At 48.3% G+C, this 25,706-nt stretch carries 15 protein-coding genes; 11 read left to right on the top strand and 4 right to left on the bottom strand.

The window, feature by feature from the left end; all coding sequences use genetic code 11:
• Positions 1-41 precede the first annotated feature (41 nt).
• The 9 genes from recN to QT994_RS05885 all read left to right on the top strand — a co-directional run bounded on the left by recN (position 42) and on the right by QT994_RS05885 (position 13,230).
• A complete protein-coding gene (gene recN, locus QT994_RS05845) occupies positions 42-1,796 on the top strand; it encodes a DNA repair protein RecN (protein ID WP_333172450.1) in 1,755 nt (584 codons plus the stop codon).
• A gap of 600 nt (positions 1,797-2,396) precedes the next feature.
• A complete protein-coding gene (locus tag QT994_RS05850; protein ID WP_333172452.1) occupies positions 2,397-5,579 on the top strand; it encodes a GAF domain-containing protein in 3,183 nt (1,060 codons plus the stop codon).
• Between the two features lie 453 nt (positions 5,580-6,032).
• On the top strand, positions 6,033-6,581 hold the full coding sequence (locus QT994_RS05855; protein WP_333172454.1) for an inorganic pyrophosphatase: 549 nt from the start codon (positions 6,033-6,035) through the stop codon (positions 6,579-6,581).
• A 161-nt stretch (positions 6,582-6,742) separates the two neighbouring features.
• Positions 6,743-8,086: a serine/threonine-protein kinase gene (locus tag QT994_RS05860; protein ID WP_333172456.1), complete on the top strand. Its 1,344-nt coding sequence runs from the start codon at positions 6,743-6,745 to the stop codon at positions 8,084-8,086.
• A gap of 20 nt (positions 8,087-8,106) precedes the next feature.
• Positions 8,107-9,474 carry a serine/threonine-protein kinase gene (locus QT994_RS05865; protein ID WP_333172458.1) on the top strand — a complete coding sequence of 456 codons (1,368 nt, stop codon included), beginning with the start codon at positions 8,107-8,109 and terminating at the stop codon, positions 9,472-9,474.
• A gap of 251 nt (positions 9,475-9,725) precedes the next feature.
• Complete coding sequence (locus QT994_RS05870; protein WP_006634582.1) at positions 9,726-10,238, top strand: inorganic diphosphatase; 513 nt, start codon at positions 9,726-9,728, stop codon at positions 10,236-10,238.
• Positions 10,239-10,721: 483 nt separating this feature from the next.
• Positions 10,722-11,630, top strand: a complete 909-nt coding sequence (locus QT994_RS05875) for an MBL fold metallo-hydrolase (protein WP_333044932.1) — start codon at positions 10,722-10,724, stop codon at positions 11,628-11,630.
• A gap of 20 nt (positions 11,631-11,650) precedes the next feature.
• A complete protein-coding gene (locus QT994_RS05880; protein WP_333172460.1) occupies positions 11,651-12,217 on the top strand; it encodes a diheme cytochrome C in 567 nt (188 codons plus the stop codon).
• Between the two features lie 455 nt (positions 12,218-12,672).
• Positions 12,673-13,230, top strand: a complete 558-nt coding sequence (locus tag QT994_RS05885; RefSeq protein ID WP_445243874.1) for an HPP family protein — start codon at positions 12,673-12,675, stop codon at positions 13,228-13,230.
• On the opposite strand, the gene QT994_RS05890 is transcribed toward QT994_RS05885, so the two are convergent.
• The 4 genes from QT994_RS05890 to QT994_RS05905 all read right to left on the bottom strand — a co-directional run bounded on the left by QT994_RS05890 (position 13,225) and on the right by QT994_RS05905 (position 18,438).
• A complete protein-coding gene (locus QT994_RS05890) occupies positions 13,225-13,383 on the bottom strand; it encodes a hypothetical protein (protein WP_333172462.1) in 159 nt (52 codons plus the stop codon). The genes QT994_RS05885 and QT994_RS05890 overlap by 6 nt on opposite strands.
• Positions 13,376-14,512 (bottom strand): phosphodiester glycosidase family protein, encoded by a 1,137-nt coding sequence (locus tag QT994_RS05895; RefSeq protein WP_333172464.1) that lies wholly within the window; start codon positions 14,510-14,512, stop codon positions 13,376-13,378. Before QT994_RS05895 ends, QT994_RS05890 begins: the two co-directional genes overlap by 8 nt.
• A 136-nt stretch (positions 14,513-14,648) precedes the next feature.
• Positions 14,649-17,774: a phosphoenolpyruvate carboxylase gene (gene ppc, locus QT994_RS05900; protein ID WP_333172466.1), complete on the bottom strand. Its 3,126-nt coding sequence runs from the start codon at positions 17,772-17,774 to the stop codon at positions 14,649-14,651.
• A 421-nt stretch (positions 17,775-18,195) separates the two neighbouring features.
• Positions 18,196-18,438, bottom strand: coding sequence for a hypothetical protein (locus tag QT994_RS05905; protein ID WP_333172468.1), 243 nt, complete (start codon positions 18,436-18,438; stop codon positions 18,196-18,198).
• 614 nt (positions 18,439-19,052) lie between these two features.
• Between QT994_RS05905 and QT994_RS05910 the strand changes: the two genes are divergently transcribed.
• Positions 19,053-22,571: a hypothetical protein gene (locus tag QT994_RS05910; RefSeq protein ID WP_333172470.1), complete on the top strand. Its 3,519-nt coding sequence runs from the start codon at positions 19,053-19,055 to the stop codon at positions 22,569-22,571.
• Positions 22,572-22,677: 106 nt separating this feature from the next.
• The gene (locus QT994_RS05915) at positions 22,678-25,551 is read left to right on the top strand and encodes a zinc-dependent metalloprotease (RefSeq protein ID WP_333172472.1); all 2,874 of its coding nucleotides are present in this window, start codon (positions 22,678-22,680) and stop codon (positions 25,549-25,551) included.
• The last annotated feature ends 155 nt before the right edge of the window (positions 25,552-25,706 follow it).

The following is a 25,706-nucleotide window of genomic DNA, read 5'->3' on the forward strand; positions in this document are numbered from 1 at the left end:
AATTACTAATTACAATTACTAATTACAATTCCCAATTCCCCATGTTAATATCCCTGAGAATAGAAAACTTTGCCTTAATTGACTGCCTGGATCTAGAATTTGGCCCGAGTTTGAACGTATTTACAGGGGAAACCGGCGCTGGTAAATCGATTATCCTAGATGCGATCGATGCAGTGTTGGGCGGGAAAGTCGATCGCCGATCGATTCGCACCGGAGCAGCGCGGGCAATATTGGAAGCTACCTTTGAATTGGACAAAGCCGCAGCTTTGTGGCTGGGCGAGCAAGAAATCGAACCCATAGACGGAAATTTAGCCGTTTGCAGCCGGGAAATTAACGCATCAAGCGGTGCTCTACGCACCAGATCGCGCTTGAACGGAATTCTCGTCAACCGCCAATTAATGGATCAACTGCGCGATCGGCTTGTCGAAATTACCGCCCAAGGCCAAACCGTCCACCTCGGACAAGAAACCCTCCAGCGAGAATGGCTTGATTTATACGGCGGCAAAAAGCTTACTGAAGCGCGATCGATCATCGCCTCCGCTTGGCTGGGAGCAAACAACGCCAAAACAGCCCTCAAACGCAGGCGTCAGTCGGAACAGCAGCGACTGCAAAGACTTGATTTGTTAGAATACCAAGTCCGAGAACTTGGCGAAGCCCATATCGAAGACGCCGACGAACTCGAACAGCTAGAACACGAATCAATCCGGCTAGGCCACGTCGTCGAATTGCAGCAGCAGAGTTACCAAGTCCACCAAGCCCTATACCAAAACGAGGGCGACAGCGCATCAGCCGCCGACTTGTTGAGCAAAGCCGAAGTAATTTTAAGCGACATGGCGGTTTACGATGTGCAGTTGCAACCAATCCTCGAAATGGTCAGCGATGCTTTAGCTCAAGCCACAGAAGCCAGCCGGCAAATTAGCAGCTACGGCGAACAATTAGAAGCAGATCCCGAAAGACTCGAAGAAGTAGAAGATCGGATTCGCGAACTCAAACAAATTTGTCGCAAATACGGGCCGCTCAAAGAAGCGATCACCTACTACCAAAGCATTCAAAACGAACTAAATGAACTTTTAGAAGGAGGCGAGTCAATGGAAGCCTTAGAACTCGCATATCAGACTGCTTTAGAGCAATTAAAAGATGCTTGTAGCCACCTCACCACCCTGCGACGCGAAACCGCCCTCAAACTAGAAACGCACCTCGTAGGAGAACTTAAACCATTAGCAATGGAAAAAGTGCAATTTCAAGTCGAGATTTCGCCTTGTACCCCAACCGCTACCGGTGCCGACCAAATCGCCTTTTGTTTCAGCCCCAATCCGGGCGAACCTTTGCAACCCCTGGGCGCGATCGCCTCCGGGGGAGAAATGAGCCGCTTTCTACTCGCCATCAAAGCCTGTTTTTCCCAAATAGAAAGTGCTGGTACGCTGATTTTTGACGAAATCGACGCCGGAGTCTCCGGGAGAGTCGCTGGGGCGATCGCCAAAAAACTCTACCAACTCTCAGACAAACACCAAGTTCTCTGCGTCACCCACCAGCCGCTGATCGCCGCGATGGCTGATTTTCATTTTCGCGTCAACAAACAGACGATCGAAGCAGAACCAAGTATCGGCGAACCCGCAGCCCACTCCGAACCAATAGAACGTACAGTAGTCAGAGTTGCCGCCCTCAACAGTGAGCAGCGGCGCGAAGAACTGGCCCAACTCGCCAGCGGCCGCTCAGCAACAGAAGCCATCGCCTTCGCCGAATCCCTGCTTGTCGAAGCCGCCGGATTGCGCCAAACTCAGTCGGCAAAACCCTGACGAGACCCTCCAGCCGATCGGGGGGCCAAAAGGCGGAGTTTTTTTAGAGTCGGAGGTTACACTAAAAATATCAACCGCAAATTTTACAAAAAAAAGCTGAAAACCCCGTGAATTTAGTGGGATGAAAGCAAAGAGCAGCAAAATAGAGAGAAATTCTAGTTAAAAACCACAATTGTGTAGAGAAGGGCACACATCACTAGCAACTGGTAGTGTCACAATTGCGGCTAGTCCCACAAGGCCACCCCTCTTTCAGCAGTCCTCCCGCCAGTACGCATTCATGTTCCTGCGGGCGATCGGCTCTTAAACCTGCCGAACCTACTTAAACCAGGCACGCACAATGTCAAAATCAGTTAATAAACCATTTAAACAAGATTTGCGCTCTCTAAAAAGATTGCAGCACTCCCACCGCCTCGTTACTCTCCCACCCTCCGTTCAGCAGCAAGGCCCACTGAATTTCCCTTGCCTGGTGGCCGGAGTTCTGTAAACTGGGAAATACTTTCACACATACTTGAGTCTTGTGCGACAGGTGACTCACTAATCAACTTCCCCGCTCTCTTCGCTTAGAGACTAACCCTTACACTTAAGCTTCTGTAAAGGTCTATGAAATCTGCATCTTCCACCAATTACTCTTCTCTGGACAACGTGATTGATGTCGCTGTTGTCGGCGGTCAAAATCATCATCAGGAAAATTATTCTCCCCCGGAAATTAGGAGCGGTGCAATTATCCCGCGCCAAGGAAACCTCTCCGGCATTCTCGACCTTCTAAATAAGCAAAGTTTTACAGTAGTAGTTAAGGAAGTAGAAGACAAACTTAAGGTTGTCAATCAAACCCTGGGAATGCTCGACAATATCCTGGAGAGCGAGGGATTTGATGCCATCCTCAACGAGATGTTGCAGTCGATTACCCTCAAAACAGGGGAATTGCTGAATGCTGCTCGCAGCACGATATTTTTATTAGACGACGAGAAAAATGAACTCTGGGCGATCGTTGCTAAAGATGAAAATGGCAAAAACCTAGAGCTCCGATTTCCCGCCCATGTGGGCATTGCCGGAGAAGTAGCCACGGAAAAAAAAGTGGTGAACATTCCTTATGATTTTTATAACGACCCCCGATCGACTAACGCCAAAAAAACTGACAAAGAAACAGGATATCGCACTTATACAATGCTTGCGATGCCCCTGATCAACGAAGAAACAGGAGAGTTAGTAGCAGTCGTTCAACTGATTAATAAACTCAAGCCCAACCACGAACATTACGGTATTTTAGAGGAACAGATTGACAAGGCAGGGTTTACTCAAGAAGACGAACAAGTTTTTAAAGAATTTGCTCCCTCGATTCGCCTAATTCTAGAATCTTCCAAATCTTTCTACGCAGCAACTCAAAGACAACGGGCGGCCACGGCGCTGATGAATGCCGTCAACGCTCTTTCTCAGAGCAGTTTAGACTTAGAAGATACTCTAAAAAGGGTGATGGATCAGGCAAAAGAACTGATGAATGCCGATCGCAGCACCCTGTGGCTGATCGATGAAGATAAAGACGAACTCTGGACGAAAATCCCGACGGCGGACAGCGTGAAAGAACTTCGCATACCCAGAACAGCCGGTTTTGCAGGCATCGTCGCCGAATCCGGCGAACCCCTGTTGATTCCCTTTGACGTATACAATGACCCCCGCGCAGAAACTTCCAAAAAAACCGATCAACAAACTGACTACCGTACTTGCAGTATGCTCTGTATGCCAGTTTTTAATGCAGACCACAAATTGATCGGAGTTACTCAATTAGTCAACAAAAAAAAACAAGGAGAATACCCTCCCTATAACCCCGAAGATTGGCCGCACGCCCCCGAACAGTGGAAAGCCAGTTTCAATCGCAACGACCTACAATTTATGGAGGCGTTTAATATCCAAGCAGGAGTCGCCCTACAAAACGCCAAACTGTTTGCCGAAGTCAAACAGCAAGAACAAAGACAAAAAGATATGCTGCACGCCCTGACTAACGGCGTGATTTCTACAGATAAAAAAGGCAATATAGTAGCGACCAATCCCAGTGCCAAAAAATTACTGGGTGTCAGCGATGCCGAATTAGCCGAAGGTCAATCTTTGCGCGAGTTAATTAAGTTAGAAAAAGGCGATTTTGCCAAATGGTTTGATGCGTCTTTGTCTCCAGAAGACGATAAGGACCGCCAGCAGTATTACCCGGATCAAGTTTTGCTGTCCTGTGAAGCAAAATCGCAGAGTATCAATCTCTCGATTAATTCAATGACCGACGCTACCGACCCCAGCAAGGTCAACGGCGCATTAGTTGTCATGGAAGATATTAGCAGCGCTAAGCAAGTCAAAAACTTGATGTACCGTTACATGACCCCAGAAGTAGCCGAAGCTTTGTTAGCTTCAGGGGATACTGGATTGGGCGGTAAGCGCAAAAATGTTTCGGTGCTGTTCTCAGACATTCGCAGCTATACCACACTTACGGAAAAATTGCAAGCCGAAGAAGTGGTAGTGATGCTGAATAAATATTTTGAAGTGATGGTAGATGTCGTATTCGAGTACGGAGGCACTCTCGACAAATACATCGGCGACGCTCTGATGGCAGTTTTTGGCTCTCCAGCGCCGCTAGAAGATCATGCTTGGTGCGCGATGCAAACCGCAGTGAAAATGCGGGAAAAACTGGCTGAGTTCAATCAAGATCGCATGGCAAATGGCGAACTGCCGATCGGCATCGGTATGGGCGTCCATTCCGATGAAGTTGTCAGCGGCAACATCGGCAGTAGCAAACGCATGGAATTGACTTCGATCGGAGACGGCGTAAACCTCGCCTCTCGCTTAGAAGGCGCTAGCAAGCAATACGGCACCGACTTAATCATCAGCGACAATACTTACAGAGATTATGCCGATCGGCTCTACGTGCGAGAACTCGACTTTATTACTGTCAAGGGCAAAAGCGAACCCGTAATCGTTTACGAACTCGTCGGCATCCGCGAGGGACACTCGCCAGTGGGCAAGTCACTAACCGAAAAACAGCAAAAAATTATAGAACATTACACCAAGGGGCGCGAACATTACAAAACTCCAGTCACCCAAAGACTCTCAGAAAGTGAGGTGAAAAATATCTTAAAGGATGTCGCCGAAATGCCGGAGGCAGAGATTAAGAAACTGTCCTACACTCTAGAGCAACAGTTGGAACACGAACTCAAGAACCTGTTATATCAACTGAAAAAGCTGTCAGAGTACGACCCGAAAAACCTATCCGAAGCAGACAAACTCATCGTACTGTTGCAGACAGAAATCCAACTGCTGAAATTGGAAGGCATCAAAAACCTCTCGGAAGACGAAGCCAAAATGCTGCTGCAAGCAAAAATCAAGCCCCTATCAGCAGACGATATTAAATACTTGCAAGAAGGCGATGTCAAAAAGCTGTTGGAATCAGACATCTTAGAACCATCAAATCCTCAAATCAAGCGGCTAAAACCTGCAGAGATCAGGCAGCTATTGCAGGCTAAAATTAAAAGTCGGGCCTGCGAGACAGTTGCAGAAATGTTAGATGAGGAATTTGAAAACCTGGGACTCGATCGGGTGAAAAAACTGCTGAGCGAGTTTAAGAAAGCTTTAGAACCAAAAGCCAAGCAAGCCTTTAAAGACGCTGCAGGCGAATTTGAGGTCGTTCTGAAAGTTGACCCGAAAAACAAGGCAGCTAAATTGCACGTCGATCGCTGTATGTTATTTCAGCATAGTTTTTCAGACGTACTCAACTGGGATGGTGTGTGGAATCTCACAGAAAAATAGCAGTAGCCCACAGCAAATCCTCGCGGTGGCGCCAGGGTTCCGGGTGGGGGCGATCGCGATCGGGGGTGCGCCTCCCATCCCACCACCAATTAACCTTAATATCCTATTGAGATAATTGTAAATAAGCTCCAACAGGTATTATGGTTATATAACCGGATTTGAATTTGCAAGCGAGATGCCGGGGTTGCGCCCTACGTGTTTCGTTCGCACTACCTACCGCAACAAACTTAGCACTTCTATTATTTGAAGCGCTTAAAAATAGTTAGGACGGGCGGCAGCGTTACCCGGTTTCTGAGAAAAATCTTGGAGAAAGGCGACGAAACATCCGCTCAAAAACCGGGTTTCTCACCCCGCCCGCGTAAGTCTTAATAGCGTTAGCGGCTCCTAAAAAGAGCTTCCTTCGCAAATAGTCAATGTTCTAGTCTTAGATATAGAAAACCACTAGCGTCAGTTATGAATAATTGGAATTCGCAATCGGGAGATGTTGAGTGGGTAGATCAGGTTTACCAACTATTGCTGGAGATTGCTCGGAGCTCCCTGTCAGATATCCCCAGAATCCCGGAAAACATCACTGTTAAGGCTATCCCTCTGATCCAGAAGGTACAAAGCATTCAGCAAAGACCTGATGGGCAAGTGTTCAAATCTGGTTCCTTTTCAGTAAACGATCACGAATGGGTCGATCGAGTCTGCCAACTATTGGTAGAACTAACCAGCGCGTCTTTGTCCGAACAGCCCAAAATGCCCGAAAACCTTGCAGGCAGATCTTTAGCCCTCGCCGATCGAGCACAAAAAATTAAAGAAGATATCGAAGAAAATGCCGCCCAAACCCCAGCAGATGAAGAGGAGAATTCCTTACAGTCTCCAGACGCGCTGCTTTCCCTCTTGCACCACAGTTTGAAAACTCAGCGCGCCAAAAGCTATAACCCCGATGCTCCCGAATGGCAGCAAGTCTTGAGCCTGCTCGACGTAGTGCAGTCAATTTACAAGCAAATCCAAAATTAAATTCAAGCTTAACTCAGGGGCGTCTTCCCCAGTGCGAGATCGCTGGCTCTTAAAGGCAGTTGCTCTTTGACATAAAAATTTTTTTGCCGTAGCCCGAACATTTCCGATTATTGGACTTTTGTCAACTACACTAGGTTTAATCGGTTCTAGGGCAGGACAACATGAGCGGACAAAACATCGGCGATTTGTCAAAAGAAATATTAGCCGATCGCTATCAGTGCGATCGGCGGCTCGGCAAGCAAGCAGGACGGCAAACTTTACTCGCCCGCGACTTAAAAACCCAACAGCAAGTAGTAGTCAAACTACTCTCATTCAGCAGCGACTTTAACTGGGAAGACTTAAAACTGTTCGAGCGAGAAGTCGAAACCTTAAAATCCCTATCCCATCCTGCAATTCCCCGATATCTCGACTCCTTTGAAATCGACACCCCCAACCGCAAAGGATTCGCCCTAGTTCAGACTTACATCGAAGCCAAATCCCTACAAGAATATCTGTCAGACGGCCGCACCTTCAGCGAAAGCGAAGTCAAACAATTAGCCACAGCATTATTAGACATCCTCGCCTACCTGCACCAGCGACAGCCCCCGGTGATTCACCGCGACATTAAACCCAGCAATATTTTACTCAAGAATCGATCAGGTAACAGCGTCGGCGAAGTCTACCTAGTCGATTTCGGTGCAGTTCAAACCCTAGCAACGCAACAAGGAAAAACAGTCACCGTTGTCGGAACTTATGGCTATATGCCGCCAGAACAATTTGGCGGGAGGGCCGTTCCCGCTTCCGACTTGTACGGGTTGGGAGCAACATTAATCGCCTTAATTACCAAGCAGCATCCTGCCGACTTGCCGCAGAAAGATTTGCAGATTGAATTCGAGCAATTCAGCCAACTGAGTCCCGCTTTTACCAACTGGCTGAAGTGGATGACACATCCCAGTTTAGAACGCCGTCCCGCCTCAGTCCAGATCGCAAAAGAAGTTCTAGAAAAACCGCAGCAAATCAATAAATATTCCCTGCCATTGAGACAGGGAAAAACCGTGAATACCTCTAGCTTGTTCAACAATGCGATCGGGCTTAGCACTGCGGCAGGAACTATAGCTGTAGGAATTTGTGCAGCATTTTACGCTACCCTTATGTTCCCGATTCTGGGGACAATTGCGGGAGGAATCCTCGGCCTTTTTCTCGGCGCGCTGCTGGGTTTGGAGAACGGAATTATCATCTCACTTGTGACGATCGTGTGGTTTTTTCCCCTAACTAATCCTCAACTTCACCGACAAGTTTTAACTGCGATAGGTATGGCCATCTGTACTTTTACAAGCATTCTCTTTATGAAGACGCTCGATTTGGAGTCTCTTTTTTTTGGCACTGGGGACGATACGTTTAGTTATGTACCCTCATTGACTGATTATATTTTTGTAGTTGTGGCACCATCGCTCATTGCAGGGCTATCAATGGGGATAGGTAGCAAGTCTTTTGCCCGGTGGTATCAAAAAGAAAGTGGACTTTAATTTAAATTAAGGGAAAAAACATGACTGGCAAAATATTAGCAGAACGCTACGAAATGCAGCGGTCACTGGGAAAAAAAACTGGCCGCCAAACACTGCTAGCTCGCGATTTGGAAACTCTAGAATTAGTTGTCATCAAACAGCTATTCCTCGGCAGCGATTTTGAATGGCAAGACATCAAGCTATTTGAACGGGAAGCGGAAACTTTAAAAACGCTTTCTCACCCAGCAATTCCCCGCTACCTCGATTACCTGGAAATTGACGAACCAGACAGTAAAGGATTTGCCTTGGTACAGACTTATGTAGGGGGAAAAACTTTAGAAGAGCATTTGCGTTCGGGCCGTAATTTTAGCGAAAGCGACGTAAAAGAATTAGCTAAATCGCTGTTAGAAATTTTGATTTATTTGCACGAGCGAAATCCCCCTGTCATCCACCGCGATATTAAACCCAGCAATATTTTACTGCACAACAGATCCGGTCACACTGTCGGACAAGTTTATTTAGTTGATTTCGGTTCGGTGCAGAACCAAGCTGCAAAATTTGGCGGCACGATTACAGTAGTGGGAACCTACGGATATATGGCGCCGGAACAATTTGGCGGGCGATCCGTTCCGGCTTCGGATCTCTACGGTTTAGGCGCAACTTTAATTTATTTGGTAACGGGTTTGCATCCCACAGAACTGTCGCAGCAGGATTTAAAAATTTTATTTGCCGATCGGGTAACGCAACTAAATCCTAATTTAATTGATTGGCTGGAGTGGATGACAGAACCGAGTTTGGAAAAACGGTTATCTTCGGCTGGAGAAGCATCGAACTCCCTCGCAAATCCCCGCGAGATATCCAAAAGGATTATGCCCGTGCAGCCGCGAGGCAGCGATATTAAATTAACAAAAAATTCGGAGTTGATAGAGATTGTAATTCCGCCGCATGGATTCGCTTTTGATTGGGTTTCCATACTTTCGGGTGCGGTTGCTGCGAGTATCGCATTGTGGACTAATTATTACCAAAGTCCGATAAATCCATTGGTTTTGAGGATGATATCAGGAAGTTTATTAGTAGCGGCTGGAGTAATGTCGATATTTGCACTATTTCGGGAATTGCATCTGGTAATCGATCGCCAGCAAATCTCCTATAGCAGCCATCTGCTGGGGTTGAGATGGAATCATTCCAAGCCAGCCCGCAGACAGGACATTTGCCAGTTGGAAATTGAACAAATTGGATACAAAGTTTCTCACATGATTATTCAAATCGGCAACCAAAAATATCGACTAGGAGTGAAGCAGGGGCTAAGTGAATCAGAAATCGAGTGGTTAGCGACAGAACTAAGCCAGTGGTTGGGATTGAAAATTCAAAGAACTTTGACAGACGGTAAAAAGAATATATCGATGTGAAAATATCTCTCTATCGCCACAACAAAGCATTACCCTCTCAATGTGTGGGATGCGTTCCGCCCCTCCGGTGTATTTTCACAGCAGGTAGGACACCCCACAAGCCTCATCCTCAAATTGTGTAACCCCGATCGCACTCCCCCGCTTTTGGTCAATCTCATGCAGCCGAAAGGCCCGATCGCCCGTAAAATGCTATCAAAGGGATTTGGCAACTAGCACTCATCCCGATCATCTGTTAACTTGGAGATATTGTTGTGGACTTATCGCTAATTCCGGCACAGCCGAAACCAGGACTGCTCAACGTCCTCATCGAAATTACCGCCGGTAGCAAAAACAAGTACGAATTTGATAAAGACTTACAAGCCTTTGCTCTCGATCGGGTGCTTTCTTCCTCAGTCCAATATCCGTGCGACTACGGCTTCATACCCAACACCTTAGCCGATGATGGCGACCCCCTCGACGGCATGGTGATGATGGATGAGCCCACATTTCCAGGGTGCATAATCGCAGCCCGTCCGATCGGAATGCTAGAAATGATCGATGGAGGAGACAGGGACGAAAAACTTTTGTGCGTTCCCGACAAAGACCCGCGCTACGCTCACTATAAGTCCCTCAAAGACGTAGCACCCCACCGCTTGGACGAAATAGCCGAATTTTTTAGAACCTACAAAAATTTGGAGAAAAAAGTCACGGAAATTCTGGGTTGGCAAGATGTTGATCAAGTCATGCCCTTAGTGGAAAAGTGCATCGCAGCAGATCGCAAATAAGCCCCTAGGCCGCACTCCTCGACTGCAACCCGACTAAAAACTCAGGGGGCCGAACTTAAGGCGATCGCTCCAGGTCTAGGGATGCAGTCGAGGAACGGGTAGCTAGAAGGTCAAATCAGTCGTCAATGCCGAGTCACCGGAACGGCATTCCTCAAAACCCTGCCCCGGCCCCAATCTTGAAAAAAATACTACTCCTAGAGTAAGATTAAGCGCACATTATACCCGTGGGGAATGCGTTCTACGTTTGAGGAAATTTTACCCTAACACTTAGATAGATCGGCGCTATCTTAATCTCAGAACACAGAACACGCCCGGCAGCCCGCATCATGCAAAAAATAATCTCTCAAGCGTGACATCTCCTACACAAACCCGTAAGGTTTCCCGATAAAGCGCTTAATTATAGTACAGATTGCTAAAAACTAAAAACTAAAAAGTAAAAACTAAGATTTCAATTCCCAAGTTCCTGCCGCCAAAACTAAAAAAATGCCAGATTCCGCACCCTCTCTACCCAATCCACAGCCTTCCGATCACAAAGCCACTATGGAAAATAGTCCTTTGACCGAGTTTGTCGTTCAGTTTTGGGGTGTGCGGGGCAGCATCGCCACCCCCGGCACCAAAACACTGCGCTACGGAGGCAACACCTCCTGTGTAGAAATGCGCTTGGGCAAAAAACGCCTAATCTTTGACGGTGGTACGGGCCTGCGAGTTCTGGGCCTCAACCTGCTGCGGCAAATGCCGGTGGAAGCCCATATGTTTTTTAGTCATACTCACTGGGATCACATTCAAGGGTTTCCGTTTTTTACTCCCGCCTTTATCCCGGGGAACTGCTTTCACATTTACGGTGCGATCGCCCCCAACGGCACTACCATCAAACACCGTCTTGCCGACCAAATGCTGCACCCCAATTTTCCCGTCCCTATCCAGGTAATGCAGTCAGACCTCAAATTCAATGATTTGACGCCTGGGGATATTCTCGAACTCGACGATGTGAAAATAGAAACGGCACTGCTGAACCATCCCAACACCGCGATCGGATATCGAGTCACCTGGGAGGGACACACGGCCGTCTACTGCACCGATACAGAACACTTTCCCGATCGCCTAGACGACAATGTGGTACACCTAGCTCGCAACGCCGACGTGCTGATTTACGACGCCAACTACACCAACGAAGAGTATTACAACTTCAAAACCCCGAAAGTCGGCTGGGGACACTCGACTTGGCAAGCAGGAGTAGAAGTAGCGAAAGCTGCTGGAGTCAAAAAAATCGTGATGTTTCACCACGATCCAGGCCATGACGACAATTTTCTCGATCGTACAGAAGCAGAAGTGCAGGCAGTTTTCGCCAATAGCTGCTTAGCCCGCGAAGGCATGAGCATACCAGTGATTTAACCAAAAATAAATTCAGAATTATGAAACAGGAAAAACCCCGCAAACGTCGCAGAGTAGGCTTGCGGGGGCTTTACTCAACTTTGCTGGTGTTGATAATTGTCTGCTGTACCGGAGGCGGATGGGTTGCAGCTCAGACTGCCTACTCTCGCACTCCGGCGCGACTGGCTCAGGTGTCTTCGATCGAGGATACTGGAACTGTCGATCGCATCCCCGAAGGCTACCAACTGGGACAGCAACTGTACCTAGAAAACTGCGCCACCTGTCACATCGGTTTACCGCCACAAGTATTACCTACAGAAACTTGGCGCAGATTGCTGCAAGATCCCCAACACTACGGACAAACGATCAAACTGCTAGTAGACCCGCCCCGCCTGTTAGTGTGGAACTACCTGCAAACTTTTTCCCGTGCCCAAGCAAAAGACGAAGAACTCGCCTACCGAGTAGCCAGTTCTCGCTATTTCAAAGCTCTGCACCCCAAAGTCAAACTGCCACAACCCGCAAATATCAGCAGTTGCGTTACTTGTCACCCCGGTGCATCTAAATACAATTTCCGCAAGCTTACCGCCGAGTGGGAAAACTCTCCGTAACGAAGATTAAGTTCGTAATTATATCCGAGTGCGATCGAGACGATCGCACTAACCAGAAAACGGCGATCGCATTCTGAACTAGAGACTTATCCAAAGTGTGGGTCCGCTCTTTCAATTCATGCTTACTGGGCATCGCACCTTACAAATAACCGACCAAACTCGCTAGTCTGTTCCAACTGAGATGTTGCACCATTGTCAATAAGCCTTTAATGAACGGGCTCTGCGGTCCTTTCCACAAGCAGAAAATCTACTCTTTGTGGAACAGGCCGGAAAGCCTGTTCTTGAGAATGGTGCAAGATATGAGTTCCAACCGAGTGGTTAGCTGGTGCTTGAGCGGCATAGAAGTAAAAAATCTGTGCCTTTAACTACTTTTTGACGAAATGTTATGATATCTTAACTTTAGCGAAGGCTAGTTCCGACAATTTAAGAAGCCTGGTTATCAAGTAACCTGATTTATGATTGACAGTAAAAAAATTCGACTGAAATGGGAAAGTTATTGGTTTAAAACCTTTGGGAGATGGGGATCGTGTCCATTGACCTGCCCAATAGACCGACCTCATCCTCGGCATATTTTTTGGAGTTGGATTGGCAGTTTTTTGGCAATTACTGCAACGTCCTATCTTGCTGTAAAAACTAATTCTCCTTTACTCATGGCTCCGTTTGGTGCTACAAGCGTTCTGATCTTTGGTGTCCCTGACAGCCCTTTGGCTCAACCCCGGAATGTCATTGGGGGCAATTTCTTAGCTGCTCTCACCAGTTTAATGATTCTGCATTTTGTCGGTTCTTCTCCCTGGGCGATGGGAATGGCTGTTTCTAGTGCGATCGGAATTATGCAGATTACCAGAACTCTACATCCCCCTTCGGGAGCAGTTGCCTTAGTGGTCATGATGACCCAACCAGACTGGAAATTTTTGCTAACACCTGCTTTTGAGGGATCAATAATCTTGGTCTTGTGCGCCGTCATCTTTAATAATTTAGCGGCAGAAAGGACCTATCCCAACCACTGGTTATAGCATTGTCTCTAATTCTCTCATCCTTCCCTTGGGAGCACTACCCAAAATCTGGATGCTCCCTCGATTCCTTCTTCCTTCTTCGTTCTTTCTTCCATCCGTTACATCCCGATCGCGTGCAACGGAAGCCGAACTTCCTTCTGCTAGATCAATCAAAAAAAACGGACGGATCTGGGGAAGGTCGAGATCCCTTTTGAAAGCGTTCCCAGGACTGCTTTAACTGAGTCGGCGCTGGATATTCGCGATCGTAAACCACCAGGACATTCGTCAAATTCCGTCCCGGCGGCAATAAAATCTGCCCTTGATGAGCCAAACCCACCGAAGCGCCCCCGTCCAAATTCATCGCTTCAAAACAGCCGATCGCCTGCATAACTTTAGCCTCTGCTTCCAAAGACAAACTGTCAAGAAAAGTCACCAAAAATAACTTATCTCTGGAAGCCGGAAAGCCGATTGCCGTTCTCGAACCCACGCCCAAAACATGAGAATCTTTAAAACCTTCCGATAAAGGACACAGCCAAACTTTCCCCCCTTTAACCAATCTCGGCCCGCAAGTCAGAGAAAACCAATGTTGGCTCCAATCCGGCTTACCTTCGATTCTAGCCGTCACCATTTCCAATTGATTTCCCGCTTTAATCCCCAAAGTCGTGCCGTAATTTTCCCATCGGCTGTATTTCAGAAACTTACCCGCCGCCACCATATTTCCCAGCACAGATTTCTGCTCATCTTTACCAAAAAAAGTCCCGTTAGCAACAATAGCAGCTCGGTAACGCGCCACCATATTTTCAAAAGGTTCGTCGCCCCGCGTGAGTTTAGAATTATTTGCAAAATCTGCATTATTAGCTAACCCAATTGTGATATAAATTTCCGGATCTGCAAGGTCAATAGTTGTGAGATAAAAACTTGCGCCCGCTACATTTTGACTGCTGACTTGTAGGGGTTTTGCTTGCTTAGCTGAACGTCTAATAACTTGAGTTTGAGACGGCTGCGTAGCCAGAGAATTTTCTGGCGATTTTACAATAGGATTACTCGGCAGAGGTTGATTGGTTTTTGCCGATTTTATAATGGGATTGTTAGGGAGAGGTTGAGGAGTTTGATTTGATTGTATACTTGATAAAAAAGCGAGTGACTTTTGCCACAGTTGACCCATGAGACTCAAGAAACTATCTCGGTTTTTGGCGAGCGCAAAATAGTCAGCCACAAACCGCGCCAAAGCTAAGCCTGTTAAAAATAAAAAAGTGCGCCGCAGCATCGGGCGACAACCTTCAGACTGTTTGCGTTTAGACATAAAAAATCTCAGCTAGGATAGCGAACAGTTTCCTATGGCTGTGACTACAATGGGCGATCGCGCGAATTCTGAAACTACCAGTAGCAAGGTGCGCTAGGCGCACCTCACCACTAATTAAAAACTCAAAACTATTCCCCTAGCCCGTATTCCGCATCCCCGCAGCAATTCCATTAATCGTCAGCAAAGCTCCCCGCAACAATTCACCCTTGCTGTAACGCGAGTGAATCACCCCCGGAACCCCGCCACTACCGTGCTGCCGCAAGCGTTTCAGCAGCGAAACCTGCAACAAACCCAAAGGCACAATCGTCGCATTTCGCAACTGCACCGAACGCTGCAATGCCGGATCTTCGTCCAACAAACGTTGGTGTCCGGTAATAGTTAAAACCAAATCGCGGATTAAGTGAAATTCGGCAGCAATTTGATCGAATAAAGCCTTAAAACGCTCCTTATCAGCAGGCAAAGCTAACTCCTGCACGTAGTGTTCTGCAATCTGCAAATCCACCTTAGATAAAGTCATTTCCACCTTAGAAATTACCATTCTAAAAAATGGCCATTTCAAGTAGAAATACTGCAAAAGTTTCATGTGTTCTTCCGGTTCCTCCAGCAAAAACTCTTGCAAAGCTGTGCCGACACCGTACCAAGAAGGCAGTAAAAAGCGGCTTTGAGTCCAGCTAAACACCCACGGAATTGCTCGCAAACCGCTGATGTCTTTTTTGCCACCGCGACGGGCCGGGCGAGAACTAATCTGCAACTGGCTGATTTCTTGAATGGGGGTAACTTGGTGGAAGAAATCGACTAAATCCGGCTGTTCGTAAATTAAATGACGGTAGTGCGATCGCGATCTGGCAGACAACTCCTCCATAATCTCATTCCAAGGGTCGATGCCATCAAAACCAGTGTGCAGCAAACTAGCTTGAATTACCGCCGCCGCCACCGTTTCCAAATTGTAAAGCGCCAACTCCGGCAAAGAATATTTAGAAGCCAAAACCTCGCCTTGTTCAGTAATCTTAATTCGCCCGCTAATACTCTTTCCAGGCTGAGCCAAAATTGCCTTGTAAGCAGGCCCGCCGCCGCGCCCTACAGAACCGCCTCTGCCGTGAAAAATCCGCAACTCTACATTGTATTTTTCCGCAACCATTTGCAAAGCCTTTTGAGCTTTGTGGATTTCCCAATTGCTGCTGAGGAAACCCGAATCTTTATTGCTGTCGGAATAGCCCAGCATCACCTCTTGCAATTTGATAGTGTCGATTGGACATTGGATATTTTCTTCGCTTTTTTCCGCTAGTTCCTGCGCGTATCCTCCTGTTAGTAAAGCCCTATAAAGCGGCAGTTCAAAGATTTGCTGCATTACTTCGGGCGCTTTTTTCAAATCTTCCACTGTTTCAAACAGAGGAACTACTTGAAAGCTGCTAATTCCTGTTGCCGGATCGTAAAGCCCGGCTTCTTTTGCTAACAACAAAACCGCCAGTAAATCGCTGACATCGTGGCTCATGCTGATCACGTAAGTTTCGCAAATTTCCGGACCAAACTCCTGCTGCATTTGCCGCAATATTCGGAAGGTATTAATCGTCTCGCAAGTTTTGGGAGAAAAGGGTAATTCTGCTGGAATTAAAGGGCGGCGAGTTTGCAGTTCTGTTGCCAGCCAAATAACTCGATCACCTTCCGACATTTGATTGTAAGGCTTGGGCAAAATTTGCAAGTATTCAGCAATTTCGGTCAAAGCATCGGAGTGTACTGTTGACTCTTGGCGGATATCTAGGTAAGCCAAATTAAACCCGTAAATTTCTACTTGGCAGAGGAGATTTTCCAAGTCCCGACAGCTCAAACCTGTTTCCACTAAATTGTGCTCGATAAGCTGCAGCTCGGTCAAAAACTCAGCGCCCGATCGATAAAGGCCGGTCATTCCGGGATGTTCTGACAAAGCTTCGCGTTCCCGCTGCAACTCGTCTCCTTTGTAGAGCCGCCAATTACGATCGCGCGTATTTTCCAGTCGTTGCTGCACGTAGGCTAGCTTCAACCGATAAGGTTCTTGCCGATAGCGGATTGCCCACTGCTCGTAAACCTCCGGAAATTCCGATCTGTCGCGATCGAGAGATTCCAGCAATTCCGGCAGCACGTCGCTCCAGTGCAGCGACAAACTCAACAGTTCATTGAGGCGTTTCACGGCGTTGATGTACTTACACAGCACCAAATGGCGCTGATAACAAGCTGTTTGCCAAGTAACTTTCGGAGTCACAGAAGGGTTGCCGTCCCTGTCCGATCCCACCCAAGAACCGAACTTGCAAAAATTGTAACTCGGCGGTTTCAGATAAGGATAAGAAGCGTGCAGAGCTTGCTTTAAGCGGTGGTAGAGTTCGGGAATCGCATCAAACAGCACTTCATCGAAGTAGTGGAGAGTGTATTCCACCTCGTCAAGCACCGTCGGCTTGAACTGGTGCAGTTCATCCGTGCGCCACCAGAGGCGAATTTCTTCCATCAGTTGCTCTTGGAGAGCCGCCGCAGCCCAACAAGACACTGGGTAAGGGCTTTGAGGGTCTGCCCCGAGCACCTGAAATTTCTCGTCAACTTGGTCTAGCTGTTGGAGAATCTTCGCCATCCGCCGCTGCTTGGTGCGGATCGTGTGGCGGACAATTTCCGTCGGGTGAGCGGTGAATACCAAGCGGATGTCTAACTGATCGATCAAGCGCTGAATTTGCTGGCTGGGCACGTTCAAGCGCAGCAGCATCGGGAACAGTTGGTGAAAAGTGCCGGCATCTCGGGCGATCGTCTCGCTGCTGTCTGCATTGCTCAGAACCGTTTGGACGGGGCCTGGGCCTTCCCTGTGCCGCGGGCGATCGGGGGCATCGGTTGCTTGTCCTGGCAGCTTAGAAAACATCCGCCCACCAGCATCGTTGCTGCTAGCGTAAGCTAGCTGTTGGTCTCGCTGTTCGTAGTGCTGTTCGACAATGTTGATCAACTGAAAATACAGCGCAAAAGCCCGAGCGGCGCGGATGGCGGCGTTAAGGTCGAGCTTTTCGATTAGCTGTACGACATTCGACTCGCGAAAGTGAGTGGCCTGTCCCTCGGCGGAATTGACCGATCGCATTTGTTGGAGCAAATCCACCAATTCCTGCCCGCACTCCTGTCGCAGCACCGATTCCCACAAGTCCTCTACTACTTTGAGGCGATTTCGCAGAAACAGGTCTGATTTTGAGTAAGCGGGAGAATGGGAAATAGATGTTGTATCAATAGCCTGTTCTGAAGACTGGAGGACTGAACTCATCGGGCTGTTCCTCAATAGCTGCGGGTGTCAAGAAAATTGTATGGTTTAGTTTCGCCTAAAACACTTTTGTTTGCAGTCAAATTTGAGACAACTTATTGCAACGTAGAAAGTAGAAGGCACTTATGTACAAAGTATAAGGAAAGATTAATTGTTGAAGCACGGATTGTACGGATTGTCAAGCTTTCATATCAGTTGACTTGCGATTTTAGATTTTAGAGGATCAGCCTGAGACGTTCGGCGAGCGCTCAGTTGAGTCGCGCTCAGTCGAACAATTTTAGATTTACTCCAAAGATGAATCTGGGAAGTTGAACTAGGGTAGAAAATTTTTATCTCTCCACGACAGGAGTACGTGGCACCGTATCCATTTTTAGGCGGGGTCAAAAAATTTAACTTCTAGCTGCAGCATCCTTCCTTGGGCTTTCTAATCCTGTGATTGAGGAAAGTTGAGAACGGGGAGGCGCGAACCCCGAAAGACTTCTTCGCTTTCAACGCCGATCGACCCAACAAACTCAGCAGCAGCTTTAGCCACCAGCAACCCACCCAGCATGGGTAAGGCGACCAAGCTCAATAAAATGTCTGAGGGAACTGGCAACTTTGGACTGTTAGATGTTTGAGTTTTGAGCAAGTCTTGGTTTTCCGACGGCATAAATTCCTCCTGTGTCAATCCCTAATCCTCAGTTTACAAGGCAAATAATCATCTTGACTGCTGCCTTCAGACTAATGACTTTTGAATATCAAATCCAGTGACATCCGAATGATATCCTGCAAGCGATCGTCCCCGCGTAGCCAAGTCTATAAATATATTCTCGCGAGATCTTAAGCTCGCACTCGGAAAAAACGCTTTGTATAAAATCGGGATACTCCCCGAATCCTATCGTGTGCCTCTCTCCGCGGAGCATGACGAAAGCACAGCGCTACAGTCGGAAAATAATAGACATTTCCAGAAAAGCCAGTCTTGAACAGGCATCCTGCCTGTTCCACAAGAATTATGAGAGAGGTCTAATTATTATTCGGATGCAAACGGAAACGATATGACTAATGACGAATAACTTGTTGCTTGGCTTAATTTGGGCCTATCTGTGCCAAAATGTCGAGGTATTATCAAAAAAATATTCCCCAACGGCTCGAAGTCGAGGGGATACAAGGCAAGACACTAAGTCGAGCATGGCTTAAACCAGACAAAAGGGTTAGGCTCGGCAAATCAAATAATTGTCTGTAAAATCTGTAACTGTGCTATTTCTAGAAAACAAAACCAGCTTTGGCAAAATTTAGAGTTTCATGTTGAATGCGAACGGGAGCATATTGGCAGACAATCGATCGAGCGCGTCGCAGTGGGCCGGGGAAGCTTTAGGGCTTCCCGAAGTTCAAGTACAAGCGCGTTTGCGGGGAAATCACCTGCACATTTTGTGCGAAGCAGCGCAGTGTCCGTCTCAAGAATTGGTGACGGCGAGATTTACCAACGCCCTCGAACACACTGATTTAACGCGACTGCTGCCCGATCGACCTAAAATTTACCAGTTGTTTCTGTGCGGCCGCAAAATCGGTTCCCGACAAAATGACTGGACAGTCCGGCTCGATTGCAGCAGTCCCAAGCGACAGCAACAGCCACAGCAACCGGAAGCAAAAGTTGCCGAAGTGCCGCCGCCAGCGAGTTCCCCCGACGAACCGCCAGCAAGCCCTAAAAGAGGCGGATTTTTCGGCAAATTTAAGAATGACAACCAGAAACTCAAACAGACACCAAAACCGGTAGAAACAGCCGCCCACCCGCCCCAAGTACGGGAAGAACTGGATTTTGACGCCGAAAGTCTGCCCATCGCCTCCCGGATTCAATACCCAGAAGCTTTTGAAACTTCCCCCGTGACGATCGACACTTCGGCTGCTGCGACGCGGGAAGCTTTCGCTTCGGCCGTTCCCCCGCAGCAGAAAGCGAACCGTGGCGCGGTAGCTTTGATTCAATCCCCCGAAGCTGACTCAGGCGGGGGCGATCGCGATGGAACATTAACGGTTTCGCCGGAAACGTTGGCGCGCCGGGGCTATCCAGATGCGATCGCCAGCTATCTCAGCGAAATCCTCGGGCCGATGGGAGTTTCGGTGAAAGTAAGCATTCGCGAAAAAGAATTCAAAAGCAACGGAGAAACCCTGCCGCTGAACGGGTCGGAAAATATCAAGCCCAAAGAACGGCGACTGCTGGTGCTATGCGAGTCAGCTTACAGCCCCGACCCTTCCTTGCTGGCAGAACCCATCGCCGGCAGGCTGCGGAAACTGCAACTACAGGATTTCCGGGAAGCCGTGATCGGCAGCCAAGTCAGCGGCGAAGCGAAGCCGGACTGGGTGCTGCGGGTGGATTTGACTTCGCCGGACAAAATTCTTAAGGAATGGGCCAGGTGGGGAGACGTACAGTCGATCGCCAAACTGCTAAACCAACACTTGGCGGCATCGAGAGTCGAAGTGCGGGCTACCCTCAAAGAAGCAACCCTCCACCTGTTTTGCAGCAAAAGTGCCAAAAAAGGACAAAAGCCTAAACGGCAAGAATACCCCGACAAGCACCAAACCACCGACGCGATCGCCCCTTTGTTAGCCTCCTTTGCGCCCCAAGGCATCCGCGCAGCTACTATCTACGGCGTAGAACCAGCCAAGGACTCTCAGGCCGCGCCGGAGTCCCCCGTGTGGATAGACTGGGTGGACTTGCCTGCCGCCCACCATCCCGACTTGGCTGCGAGCGCCCGAACGCTGGCGGCTGAGGGCGACCAATTGGCTCTGACTTTTTTATTGAACAGGTTGCTCAACCCCAATCTCAGACGCAAGCTGGAAACAGGAGGGATGCGGGCTGTCGTGCTGCAAAAAGCCGACGTGCTGCACGTCATGACAGAAGCTCTGACTTGCCCTTCTCAGTCGAAGGTAGGGCCGCCGGTGGCGAAATTTTTGCGACACTTACAAATTCCGGGAGTCGCAGGGGTGCGAGTATACGGGCGCCGCGCCGGTCAGAAACTGCCCCTGTGGCGCTACGCAATCGACCTCAGAACGGCCGTTGGCGAGGAATCAGCGACGGCACCCGCACCGGTCCCCTCCCAAGTAGCTGTGTTGGAAAAGGAACCGGTGCCGGAGTTTGCGCCGGCGGAGGATGGGAGTTTTTCGGGTTTGGGCGACAATTTGGTGTTCGATGCTCCCATGCCCAACTCCTGGCGGCCCCGCTTCAAAATCAGACTCCCCGGATACAATCTGGGCGAGCAGTTAGTTCAAGCTGCGGTGCAACCGCTTGTCGCTTCGGGTTTGTTTGTTCCCAACGATGCTTTGTCAACGAATGCTGCTGCGCCGGGGGGCGTGAGAGCCGATCGCGCGGCGGGAATCGCTTTGATTTGGGCGCTCGCCGGCTGTCTGCTGACTTTCAATGCCGATTGGCTCCTCGGTCTATTTCTGCAATCTGTGACTGTCAGTCAAGCTCCTAGCGCTTCCGAAGTGTGCAGCGGCCCAAATTGTCAAAATTCATCCCCCAAGGCTGTGGACGACGTTACAGTCCGACTTCCGAAGGAAACCCCGAACCCCGTTCCCCCTGCTGATGAGGTGAATTTGCCTCAAACTCCGTTGCTGCCGTCGCCGGCAGCCAACCGGGAAGAGGCTTTTAATGGCTCTGGGTTTACGAAACCGGGAAATACTAGCGTTCCTGTAGCTGATGTTTCGGCTCCTGCGGTGTTCCCAACTTTGAGGAGCGAGCAGCTTGACGAGCAGATAGCGCGCTATCAAGAGTACATCCACCTGCACAAAAAACCACCAGATATTTTAATTGTCGGTAGTTCGAGGGCGCTGCGCGGTATCGACCCGGCGGTGTTGGAAACAGCTTTGGCAGCTTCGGGCTACCCGGGGCTAAGCGCTTACAATTTTGGAGTTAATGGAGCTACTCTCCAGGTTGTAGATTCGATCGTCCGCCGGATTTTGCCGCCGCAACAACTGCCGAAATTGCTGGTGTTGGCGGACGGGGCGAGGGCTCTCAACAGCGGGCGACCGGATTTGACTTTTAGTGCGATCGCTTCTTCTGAAGGTTACAGGCAATTGAGCAGGGGTAGTTTTCTGATCCGCACCAATCAATTAGAATCCGAAACATCGAAGGAAAGCGCCAACAATCCGGTGGCGAGTGCCACTGAATTGGTCAACAATTTGGGACAAACTCAAGCTAACGTTCAGCAATTGGTGAGTCAAAAGTTGGTCGAGGGTTCTGCAATTTACAAAAAGCGCGATCGACTCAAAGGGTTTTTGCGATCAATCGTTAATCCCTCCGCCCCTGTTGCAATCGACAGCCCCCAACCCGCAGCCCTGGGTGAACAAACAAAGGAAAATGCCCAGCCCGCTGCTGTGAGTAAACCAGTCAGCGAGTATCAACCAAATGGCTTTTTGCCGATCGATATACGCTTCAATCCCGAGACTTACTTTCAGAAGCACCCGAAAGTATCTGGTTATTACGACTCCGACTATCAAAATTTTAAATTGATAGGCGAACAAGCTCTAGCACTCAAAAATCTCATCGAATTTACCAAGGTTCGCAACATCAATCTCGTGTTTGTGAATATGCCTCTGACTGAAGATTATTTAGACCCGGTGCGGACAGGTTACGAACAAGAATTCCGGCAATATATGCAAGAATTAGCAGCTCAAAGCGGACTAATTTTCCTAGATAAGAGTTTATTGTGGCCCCAGGCGCGGGAATCTTTTTCCGACCCCAGCCACCTCAACCGTTACGGTGCTGTTGCAGTTTCTAAGCGGTTGGCTCAAGATCCCATGATTCCCTGGCCGGCGAAACAATAGTTTTGACTTTTGAATTTTGAGTTATTTTAGAAGTTAAAGGAGCCCAGCGTGGCGAGTGGGGCGCGGCTCTTTCAAAACTATTCTTTCCGGCGACTGGATACTGAAAATGAAAAGATTGATATTTCCTGAGAATAGCAAAAATCAACAGATAAAAATTCCGAGAAAAAATCTGCCTTTGATATTTTTTATATTATCTTTAGCATTTTTCTGTTTCAGTTTGTATAAAGGTTTCTTTTTACCTTTAGCTTTATCATCTGGGCCGCCCAGCAACGAACAAAGTAGCGAACAGCAAACTCTGGCACCTTTTGAACAGGTTGTCCAAGGCGCACAAAAGTTAGAGGGACTATTTACTCTTTACCGCAATCAAGCAACTGATAAAGTATATCTGGAAATTAAACCGGAACAACTCAACAAAAAGTTCCTGTGCTTTGTGACATTGGCATCGGGTTTGGGGGAAGCGGGCATTTTGAGCGGAATGCCGATCGGCGATTTCTTATTTCAACTGCGGCGCGTCCAAAATAAGGTGCAGTTTGTGATACCAAATATAAATTTTCGCACAAGGCCGGGCGACCCGCAAGCAGGTTCGGTAGAACGGGGATTTAGTGAGTCAATTCTCTATTCTTTGCCACTCAAAAGCATTCATTCGCAAAGACAAACTCTGCTGATCGATTTAGGCGATTTGCTGATGAGCCAAAAGCGGGATTTACCAGGGGTAAAAGCGATTTTGCCGATGATTTTGGGCGCTTCTTACTCGATCGATGAAGACAAGTCTTATTTTAAAGATGTTAAAGCGTTTCCGCTGAATGTGGAAATTGCTTCTATTTACGGTTTTTCTAGCGATAATGACAGTGAACTTAACTATTTACCTTCGGTTCCTGACAGTCGGGCTTTTAACCTCCGCATTCATTACAGTTTCTCGGAAGTGCCGCTAAATAACGGCTACCGCCCCAGACTTGCGGACGAGCGAGTGGGCTATTTTCTTACAGCATATAAGGACTTTTCTGACAAGAGCAGCCGGGAGCCTTTTGTGCGCTATATCAATCGCTGGCATTTGCAAAAGCAAATCCCGACGGCGCCGATGTCGCCTCCGGTGCAGCCGATCGTCTTTTGGATTGAAAATAATGTGCCTCCCGAATACCGAAACGCAATTCGCGAGGGGGTTTTGGAGTGGAACAAAGCTTTTGAAAAGGCTGGTTTTACTGAGGCAATTCAGGTCAAACAAATGCCGGACAATGCTAAATGGGACCCGGCTGATGTTCGCTACAATACTATTCGCTGGTCGAGTTCTTTTGAGCCTCAGTTTGCCGGCCTCGGGCCATCTCGCACTAACCCCCTGACTGGGGAAATTTTGGATGCTGATATTCTGTTGGATGCTAATGTTGTTCGGGAAATGAAACAGGGCTATCGGTCTTTGGTGGAACAAAATCGATCGCTATCTAAGAGTTTTCAAGGGCGAAACGGTTCTAATACTAATCCCTGTCAGTTCGGGATGTATTCTCGCTATTTGAAGGTGCTAGAAAATGGGGATTTAGGAAAAAGCAGCGGGGAAAATGCTCAAGGTGGAATTGCTGATGATTTGCCGACTTTGGTAGAAAGATACCAGGAGCAAAAACGCTCGCCTTTATCGCGGTTGATGTCGAGTTCTGATATGTGTTTTGGGGTGGAATCTAGTCGCCAATTTGCGATCGGGGCAATGTCGATGGATCTGTTGGAAAATGCAGCGCCTAGCAGTGGGACGATTGACAATTATGTGAATGAATATATTAGATATTTGACGGCGCACGAAGTCGGTCACACTCTTGGTTTGAGGCACAATTTTCACGGGAGTACGATGCTGCAACCGGAGGATTTGAACAATACTCAGGTAACTCGCACGCAAGGTATGATTGCGTCGGTGATGGATTATGTGCCGATTAATTTGGCACCTGCGGGAACTGTTCAAGGCGACTATTTTCCAACGATTGTAGGGCCTTACGACGATTGGGCGATCGAGTATGGTTACAAGGTGATTGGCGGCGCAAACCCGAACAGCGACTTACCAGCGCTGGAACAAATTGCCAGCCGCGCTGCAGAACAGCAATTAGCTTACGCGCCGGATGAGGATTCTGTTGATCTTCTCGATCCCGCTGCGAATACTTTCGATCTCAGCGCCAATATGCTGAGGTACTCGCAATGGCAATTGGATAATGCGAGGGCGATGTGGAAGCGTTTAGAAAAGCGAACTCCGCTTGGGGAAGAGGGTTATAACGAACTGCGGGTGATGTTTGATTCGGTGTTCGGGTATTATGTCAACCAGGTGATGAATGCGACTTTGTATGTGGGGGGACAGTCGTTTAATCGGATTCGCCCTGGGGATACTAATGCGAAGTTGCCGTTTGTGCCGATCGAACTTTCTCAGCAGCGAGAAGCTTTGGCTACACTGGATAAGTACGTTTTTGCGCCGGATGCGTTTAGTTTTGCGCCGGAATTGCTCAACAAATTGGCGCCTTCGCGCTGGGAGCACTGGGGAAGTCCGGCTTTGGTGTTTCCTCTAGATTACCCGATCGGGGATCGAATTACTTTTTTGCAGCGGTTTGTGTTGCGAGTTTTGCTATCTCCGACGCGGCTGGCGAGGCTGCGGGATGCCGAGTTAAAATCGGCGCCGGAAACTGCTTTGAGGTTGCCGGAAGTGTTGGATACTGTGCAAAAGGATATCTGGAAAGAGGTTTTGCAGCCGGAAAAGAAGATGCAAATTTCAACTTTTCGGCGTTCTTTGCAGCGGGAACATTTGGCGATTTTGATCGGAATGGTGCTGCGAAAAACCAGTGTTCCAGAGGATGCGCGGAGTTTGGCTTGGTACGAGTTGCGACAGTTGCGGGAGGGTTTGAGCAAGAGTATTCGGAATTTGGATCGGAATGCTGATGCTTATACGCGGGCTCATTTGGAGGAAACGCGCGATCGAATTTCTAAGGTTTTGAATTCGCAAATTCAGTCGAATTAATTTGGGGGTTCAGAAACCGGGTTTTTGAGGAAGATATTTCGTTGCAGCCCGCAGATTTGCTCAAAAACCCGGTTTCTTAGAATCTCAGTCAACTTAAAATAATAGCGATCGCCATCAATGGACCAGACCTCCGGGATCTCTGACTTTAACCAAGG

Origin of the sequence: Microcoleus sp. S13_B4, assembly GCF_036700885.1 — a bacterium.
In the GTDB taxonomy this organism is placed as follows: domain Bacteria; phylum Cyanobacteriota; class Cyanobacteriia; order Cyanobacteriales; family Microcoleaceae; genus Microcoleus.